The sequence below is a fragment of the Hominilimicola sp. genome (assembly GCF_046972485.1).
Lineage (GTDB): Bacteria > Bacillota > Clostridia > UBA1381 > UBA1381 > Hominilimicola > Hominilimicola fabiformis.
Window position 1 is genome coordinate 1 of sequence record NZ_JBKVWU010000072.1, and the last position, 7,990, is coordinate 7,990.

Annotated in this window: 7 protein-coding genes; all 7 read right to left on the reverse strand. The window is 38.9% G+C overall.

Features of this window, described 5'->3' with window-relative positions:
- Positions 1 to 617 (reverse strand): trigger factor (gene tig, locus ACLTU0_RS08100; protein WP_412321993.1); only part of this gene is annotated, 617 nt, incomplete at its 3' end.
- A gap of 168 nt (positions 618 to 785) precedes the next feature.
- The gene (bioB, locus tag ACLTU0_RS08105; protein ID WP_412321995.1) at positions 786 to 1,757 is read right to left on the reverse strand and encodes a biotin synthase BioB; all 972 of its coding nucleotides are present in this window, start codon (positions 1,755 to 1,757) and stop codon (positions 786 to 788) included.
- 131 nt (positions 1,758 to 1,888) lie between these two features.
- Complete coding sequence (locus ACLTU0_RS08110) at positions 1,889 to 2,110, reverse strand: YdbC family protein (protein WP_412321997.1); 222 nt, start codon at positions 2,108 to 2,110, stop codon at positions 1,889 to 1,891.
- Between the two features lie 15 nt (positions 2,111 to 2,125).
- Positions 2,126 to 3,514 (reverse strand): alpha-glucosidase/alpha-galactosidase, encoded by a 1,389-nt coding sequence (locus tag ACLTU0_RS08115; RefSeq protein WP_412321999.1) that lies wholly within the window; start codon positions 3,512 to 3,514, stop codon positions 2,126 to 2,128.
- 114 nt (positions 3,515 to 3,628) lie between these two features.
- Positions 3,629 to 4,672 carry an N-acetylmuramoyl-L-alanine amidase family protein gene (locus ACLTU0_RS08120; RefSeq protein ID WP_412322001.1) on the reverse strand — a complete coding sequence of 348 codons (1,044 nt, stop codon included), beginning with the start codon at positions 4,670 to 4,672 and terminating at the stop codon, positions 3,629 to 3,631.
- Positions 4,665 to 6,233 (reverse strand): diguanylate cyclase domain-containing protein, encoded by a 1,569-nt coding sequence (locus tag ACLTU0_RS08125; protein WP_412322002.1) that lies wholly within the window; start codon positions 6,231 to 6,233, stop codon positions 4,665 to 4,667. Before ACLTU0_RS08125 ends, ACLTU0_RS08120 begins: the two co-directional genes overlap by 8 nt.
- 344 nt (positions 6,234 to 6,577) lie before the next feature.
- Positions 6,578 to 7,990, reverse strand: a 1,413-nt coding sequence (locus ACLTU0_RS08130) for a glutamate synthase subunit beta (RefSeq protein WP_412322003.1), incomplete at its 5' end; no start/stop codon positions are given.

Consider the following 7,990-nt stretch of genomic DNA (forward strand, 5'->3'; position numbering starts at 1 on the left):
CCTACAAGCTGTTCTTCAAATCCAGGAATGAATGTACCCGAACCGATTTCAAGTTCATAGTCTTCGCCCTTGCCGCCTTCAAATGCAACATCGTCTACAAAGCCTTCAAAGTCGATAACTGCGATGTCACCGTTTTCGATTGCTCTGTCGTCAACTGTGATAAGTCTTGCATTCTTCTTTTGTGTAGCCTCGATATCCTTGTCTACATCTTCATCTGTTACAGTATGGTCAATTTTTTCCACTTCTATACCTTTGTAATCGCCAAGCTTAACTTCCGGCTTAGTTGTAACAAGTGCTGTAAATACTACAGGCTCACCCTTTTTGATTTCTTCAACGTCAATTTCAGGTCTTGCAACTGATTCAACACCTGATTCCTTTAGAGCTTCGTCATAAGCCTGCGGAAGTACGCTGTTAATAGCTTCATCATAGAATACAGCCTCTGTATAATACTTTTCGATAATCTTTCTTGGAGCTTTGCCTTTTCTGTAACCAGGTACGTTAAACTTTTTTACATTCTTTTTGTACACCTGATTAATTGCCTTGTCAAAATCCTCTGCACTTACTTCAAATGTAAGTTTTACAAGGTTTTTTTCGATTTGTTCATTTTTCACTGCCATAGTGATAATATCCTCCTTCTGTGTCCTATTACAGACATATTAACATAGCGTATATTATATCACTTATTTTCTTATATTTCAATCTTTTTTTTAATTCTTTACAACTTTTTCATAATTACATAACTTTTAAATATCGTTTTAGTATATTTTTACCCATTTTCGTATAAATTACTTAACTTCGTCTAACAATCCGGCAGTAAAACCAAGCGATTTTATAAGCTGCATATCCGACATTACCGTTTCGCCTGTTGTTGTAAGCATATCGCCCGATATAGCGGCATTTGCACCGGATTCAAAGCAAGATTTTCCGCCGTCATCAAGAAGTATTCTTCCGCCTGCAAGTCTGATTGCGGCTGACGGATTTATAAATCTGAATATCGCACATATACGGCGCATATCGTCCTTTGTAAGTTTTTTATTGTTTTCGTATGGTGTTCCTTTTATCGGATTTAACATATTTACTGGCATTGAACTTACACCGAGATTTCTAACCTCAAATGCCATATCAATTCTGTCCTCCATACTTTCGCCAAGTCCGGCAATACCGCCGCTGCACACAGAAAGTCCGGCTTTTTTAGCGGCTTTGATTGCATTTATTTTATCGTCATATGTATGCGTTGTACAGACGTTTGGAAAATAATTTCTTGAACTTTCAAGATTGTTGTGTACACGCGTCAATCCTGCGTCCTTAAGTCTTTTAAACTGTTCTTCGTTTAAAAGTCCGAGTGACGCACAGACAGATATATCGCTTATTTTTCTTATTTCTTTGATAATTTCACAGACTTTGTCAACTTCACTGTCTGACAGTCTTTTTCCCGATGCGACAAGTGAAAAACGTTTAATACCCTTGTCCGCACTCTTTTTAGCCGCATTTACGACTGTTTCCTTGTCAAGCAACGGATATTCCTCAACATTGGTGCAGTGAAACGCCGATTGTGCACAATACTTGCAGTCCTCACTGCATCTTCCGCTTTTTGCATTTATTATTGTACATATGTCAAATACATTGTCACAAAACTTTTCACGAATTTCATCAGCCGCTTTGCAAAGTTCGTCAAGCGGTGCGTCTATAAGGCTCATTGCCTCATTTTTTGTTATCATTTCTCCCGAAAATATTTTGTTCTTTAATTCTTCAATCATTTTTCTCAAGACCTTTCCTATTGTTCATGTAGGAATTATATCACTTCTTATTTTTATTGTCAACTATTATTGATACACTTGAGTTTACAATCAACATAAATAAATACACCGCTAAAAAGCGGTGCATTTATTTATAAATTCATATCAATTAAAATATCTCTTAAATTTTTCAATTCTTCGTTTGTAAAAGTAAGACCTTTACCCATTTTTTCATGTTCCGGTGCCCAATCACGCAAATCAAATTTAGGGTTTGCACCGTTCCACGAAACTATATTAAGCTCCTTTGTCCAACCTTTACTGCTCTCGGATACCGTTCCGATATATTCTTTTATTTCAAACTTCAATTCAGCCATTATTTCTCCTCCGATTTAGAAATACATTTTCAAATATTCTTTTGTATTGTCGACCATTTCGTCAAACAATTTTCTTGCATCACTAACCGAAATACACATATTAGGGTCAGCCGCAAATGCGTTAAATACACCGTCAAGGTCACGATTTAAAGCACAATCGACAACTTGTTCCTGTTCACCGCACACACGGCTTATAAGCGGATAAATTGCCTGCGGAATATTTCCGGCAAATACAGGATTTAACGAATTTGCTCTGAAACAAGCGTTCGTTTCTACAACCGCACCGATAGGCAAGTTAGGAATTTGACCGTAATTCGGTATATTAACATTCGTAACAAGGTCGCCAAGTCCAAGCAATGCTCTTATCTGCTGTACACCCTCTTCGCCCGTTTCCTTTAGTTCAAACTTTTCTTCACCGCTGTAAAGTCTTTCACTTCTTTCAAGACGTTTCTCAAGGTCGCATTTTCTCCACGAAACAGGAGTTAATGCAAATCCCCACTTTTCAACGGTTTCTTTGTCTTTCAAATACCAATCACCCGGACAAAATTCCGCCAAATGTCTGTCACCTGCCGCGGCGATACTTCCGTATCTTAAAAATAAGTCAATCTTAACTTTCTCACTGCATGAGAAATACTTATTCATCCAGTTTTCATCTGACTTCTTCACAAAGCCGTTATCTTTGTATTTCTCTGCAAATTCACGATATACAGGGAAAATATCTATATCCTTGTACTGTGCCTTTGTAAGCCAAGTAAAGTGATTTACTCCGACAACATTAACTTTAATATCCTCACGTTTTACGTCTTTTACACCTTTAATATCTTCAAGTGCATTTACAAGCAGTTTTTGTGTACCGAACACTTCGTGACAACAGCCGAACGCCTTAATTTCAGGAAACACCTTATACAAAGTCTTTACGCACATTGTCATAGGGTTTGTGTAGTTGATTACCCATGCGTCAGGGCAATATTTTTTTATATTCTCTGCGATTTCTTCAAACATCGGAATTGTTCTTAACGCTCTCAAAATTCCGCCCGGACCTGCCGTATCGCCGACTGATTGATATATATTGTATTTTTCCGGTGTATGTACATCGCTTTCCATTTCATCGAATGTACCCGGTAAAATTGATATAACAACAAAATCCGCACCCTCAAGAGCCTCTTTTTCAGTTTCAACGTCTTTGTACTTCCACTGTGACTTACAGCCTTCTATATCCTTTATGCCGTTGCCTATCTTTTCGTTTTTCTTTGCCGCCTCTAAATCTATATCGTAAAGATAAACAGTACCGCACATATCCTCACACACCGCAAGGTCGCTCATAAATCCCCACGCCCAACCGCGTGAGCCGCCGCCGATATAAGCGATTTTTATATCTTCGTATTTATTGTTACCGTATTTCATTTTTCTGTCCTCCGATTTAATTTTATGACTTAATTATACCACTGATTTTCAACTTAAACAACAACAATATTGCTCCAAATCAAAAATGTACTGCCTAAACAGTACATTTTTTGCTTAATTATTTTTCAAATATTCGTCTACACCCTCAGCGATAGCCTTACCGATTTCATCACTTGACGACTGCAATATCGACAAATCGGAGCTGTCGTAAAAACCGATTTCCATATAAGCAATCGGAACAGGGCATTTATTGAACAATATCAAATAAGGTGTATTTATAGGTGAATTTTGCGAAAGTCCCGTTGCCGCCGCAACTTTTTGATTTATGATATTACCCATTTCATTGGACTTTTCAACAAAGTCACTGCCTATAAATTTCTGTTCGTAATCCGTACCCAAAGCTATGTATGAAGTTCCTCGACCGCCTCCTGCATTTGAGTGGATACAAACATATGCCGCCGCATCGGGATTTGACGTTGTATCATTATTAGGGAAACAATACGATACACGCTTGTCCATTGACGGATTTTGTTCGTTTGACGTTCTCGTCATACGGACTTCATAACCCATTTGTTCAAGATCCTTTTGTGTCGCCAAGGCATTGTCAAGATTGATTTGCGGTTCTGTATCTCTGTCGGCATTGCCCATTGAATACCAACACGACGCGTTTTCAGGCGACAAGCCTGTACAACCGCTGCCGTGACAATTTTCGCCGAATGTGCCGTTTTTATAGTGTCGCCATTCGCCCCAATTACCTTTTGACTCGTTATATTCATAACCTTCGGCTGTTTTTTCGTCAGATGTCATTTCAGATGATGACTTACCGTGTCCGGCATCAAGTACGATTACCTTTTTACCTGCTCCGGATTGACTTTTACCCGCTGTAACATCATCTATCCCCAACGCATCAGCCGCCGTCTTTACTGCATTACTTTCACCTGTTGCACCGTCACCGTCACTTTTAACTTCTTCTGTCGACTGCGGTGCAAACGTAGGCATTTGCATTTCCGCAAGTTTGGTTTCGGTATCAAGGCGTTGCTTTTCCATATTACTTTTTTGTATATTCACTCCACATATTACAGCTATACAAAAAACTATCGACACCGCCAAAAACACTGCCGCCCCTCTTAAACAGACTTTAAGTCTTTTATCACTCATAATCATCCCTGCGTCCTTTCTTTGTAAGACGTTTATCTCTGTACATTTCCGCGTCGGCTCTTGCGACAAGATTTTCAAAAGTCGTATCACCCTCCGTATACAACGATACACCCTTTGCAAAATCCAAATTCACATTATTTTCTTCATTGTATTTTACTCTGCACTTCTCAATGCGTTTAAGCACTTTTTCTATGCCGTCATCGGTAATGTCGTGAATCAACACTACAAATTCATCGCCGCCGATTCTGTATATCTTACCGTCTTTTCCGACTGCCTCACGAAGTACTGTCGCAATACCTCTTATAAGAACATCTCCGGCACTGTGTCCCATTGTATCGTTAGCACGTTTAAGATTGTTTAAATCAATAGATATACAAGCCGGTCTGTTGTTGCCGATACATTCGTTTATATCGTTTTCAAAAGACAGTCTGTTGTTAAGCTCGGTAAGTCCGTCCGTAAATGCAAGATGTTCGTAAACCTCCGCTTTAAGGTGACTTCTGCTTTTTGCCAGATACTGTCGTATCGTCCGTGTTACCTGCATTAATACAAATATATACAAACCCATTGAGAAGAAATATATCGTTTTGTCATCGCTGATCCGATACAATCTCACTATATCAATAATACTTCCTACAATCGGGAACATAATTGATATCAACATATATTGTATACTCTTCTTTTTGTGAAAAATAATCATTGTTGATAAAATCAATATCCCAAATAAGCCGATAAGAATATGCGTTACAAACAACATCATCTTATAATCGATTTTTAATACAAAATTCAAAAACGTCTGTACGAGCACATTCAAAACAAATATGCATGACATTGAGGTATACAATTTTTTAATAACGCCATCCACGTTAGTTTGTATAAATAACGATACAGCTACACTGATAAGCATTAATGACGTAAATTCAAAATAATACGGCAGATACCCGTTAGGTGCAATAATATGCGACACTTTAAACTGACAGGCAAGATATATTCCGCATATCACAGAAATCATACCAAGGTAAAACATTTTACTGCTCTCGTCATCCTCATACTCACTGCACCGTATTATTATTGCCAACAGCAAGAGTACAAAACCGAATATTATAATTAATACAGCTGTAATAACTTCCGACTGCTCGGATTTTAATATATGCCATACTATATCCGACCTGGTGCCTATCATCATAGGCGCAACGGAATACTGTATATGATCTTCCAAAAGAGGTCGTATTTCCAATTTTATCGTTTTTTCATTTAAATCTTTTCCGATTCTGACAATTCTAATCTGTGTACCCATAGTTTTTGAAAAACCGTTTTGAGGAGTGGTCAAATCAAAAAGCTTTGTGTCATCCACATAAACGGTATAATCAAAATACCTTGACATAACCATTAAATACTGCGAATCATCAAACACATTCGCTTTGTCAATCTTCTTCGTCAATACAATCGGTTCTCCCGTATATTTAAACCCATAAGGTAAAATCACTTTTGAATTATCTTTTTCAACGGTCCACGTCTTCAAAGTTGCAAATTCATCTTCCGAAAGTATTTCGCATTTGTACATATCTCCTTTTAGATACACAAACAAACCTATAAAACAAATAATAAACACAAGAATCAGAAACATATATTTACTGTTGAATTTTCTTAGCTTATTCATAGTTTTCATTCCATTCTATCATAGTAGATAAAACCGTTTCGGTTTTGTCTACTTTAAACACTCAAAAATTACATCGTAAGATACGATTTTGGGAGCTGTCGGCATTATGTCGACAGTCTCTCTCTATATGTATTAATTTTATTTTACCATTTTCTATAGGGAATTTCAAGAGAAAAACTGTGTATTTTTAAAAACGCATTAAAAAAACAGACAAAATCGCAAGAATTTTGTCTGTTTTCGCATGTTACTTATTTCATCAAGAATTTATCCACTGCATCAGCCGCCTGTCTGCCCTCTCTGATTGCCCATACAACAAGACTCTGACCTCTGCGACAGTCACCTGCTGCAAACACGCCTCTAAGACTTGTCTTGTGATCCTCTTCCTTGGCAAGAATGTTGCTTCTTCCGTCAACATCAAGAGTAAGCTGTTTTAAAAGTTCCTGTTCAGGTCCTAAAAATCCCATTGCAATAAGAACAAGTTCGCAAGGTCTTACCTGTTCAGTACCCTTAACAGGAACAGGAGCACCTGTTGACCAATCAACCTCAACGGTATGAACAGCCTTTACATTGCCCATATCGTCGCCCTCGATTTTTGTAACCGTTGTAAGATACTCTCTTGGGTCTTTGCCGTAAAGCTCGATAGCCTCCTCCTGACCGTAATCGGTCTTTTTGATTCTCGGCCACTCCGGCCACGGATTATTCGGCATTCTTTCCTCTGAAAGTTCAGGCATAATTTCAAGCTGTGTAACGCTTTTGCAGCCATGTCTGATTGATGTACCCACGCAGTCTGTACCCGTATCACCACCGCCGACAACAATTACGTTTTTGCCTTCGGCACTTATGAACATTCTGTCCTCAAGATTTGAGTCAAGCAAACTCTTTGTATTAGCCTTTAGGAAATCAACCGCATAATGTACACCCTTTAAGTCCGCACCTTCGCAAGTAAGCATTCTCGGTTTTGTCGAACCTGTGCAAAGTACAACCGCGTCAAATTCATTTACAAGTTTAACAGCCGGATAATTTTTACCGATTTCGGTGTCAAGTTTAAATACAACGCCCTCTTTTTCCATAAGTTCAACTCTGCGGTTTACGACTTTCTTGTCAAGTTTCATATTCGGAATACCGTACATCAAAAGTCCGCCCGCTCTGTCGGCTCGTTCAAATACAGTAACTCTGTGACCCATTTGATTAAGCTGGTCTGCGCAAGCCAATCCCGACGGGCCGCTGCCGACTACCGCAACACGTTTTTCAGTTGACTTTTCAGGTAATCTCGGCTTTACTTTATTCTCCGCAAACATTGTATCTATAATATGGCACTCAATATTTCTAATCGTAACGGCAGGGTCGTGCATACCGAGTGTACAAGAGCCCTCGCAAAGTGCCGGACATACTCTGCCTGTAAATTCAGGGAAGTTGTTTGTAAGCGAAAGACGTCTGTATGCCTCGTCCATATCACCTCTGTATACAAGGTCGTTCCATTCCGGTATAAGGTTATTTAAAGGACAGCCGATTGACGTTCTTCCGATTTGCTTACCTGTGTGACAAAACGGTACACCGCAGTCCATACATCTTGCACCTTGAAGCTGCAGCTGAGCAAGGTCAAAATGTGTATGGAATTCGTCCCAATCTTTCATTCTTTCCTTTGGAGGTCTGTCCTTAGG

Coding starts and splice junctions, on each gene's coding strand:
- ACLTU0_RS08110 (WP_412321997.1), bottom strand. CDS start 2,110: ATGGCTGAATTGAAGTTTGAAATAAAAGAATATATCGGAACGGTATCC.
- ACLTU0_RS08125 (WP_412322002.1), bottom strand. CDS start 6,233: ATGTACAAATGCGAAATACTTTCGGAAGATGAATTTGCAACTTTGAAG.
- ACLTU0_RS08120 (WP_412322001.1), bottom strand. CDS start 4,672: ATGAGTGATAAAAGACTTAAAGTCTGTTTAAGAGGGGCGGCAGTGTTT.
- ACLTU0_RS08115 (WP_412321999.1), bottom strand. CDS start 3,514: ATGAAATACGGTAACAATAAATACGAAGATATAAAAATCGCTTATATC.
- bioB (WP_412321995.1), bottom strand. CDS start 1,757: ATGATTGAAGAATTAAAGAACAAAATATTTTCGGGAGAAATGATAACA.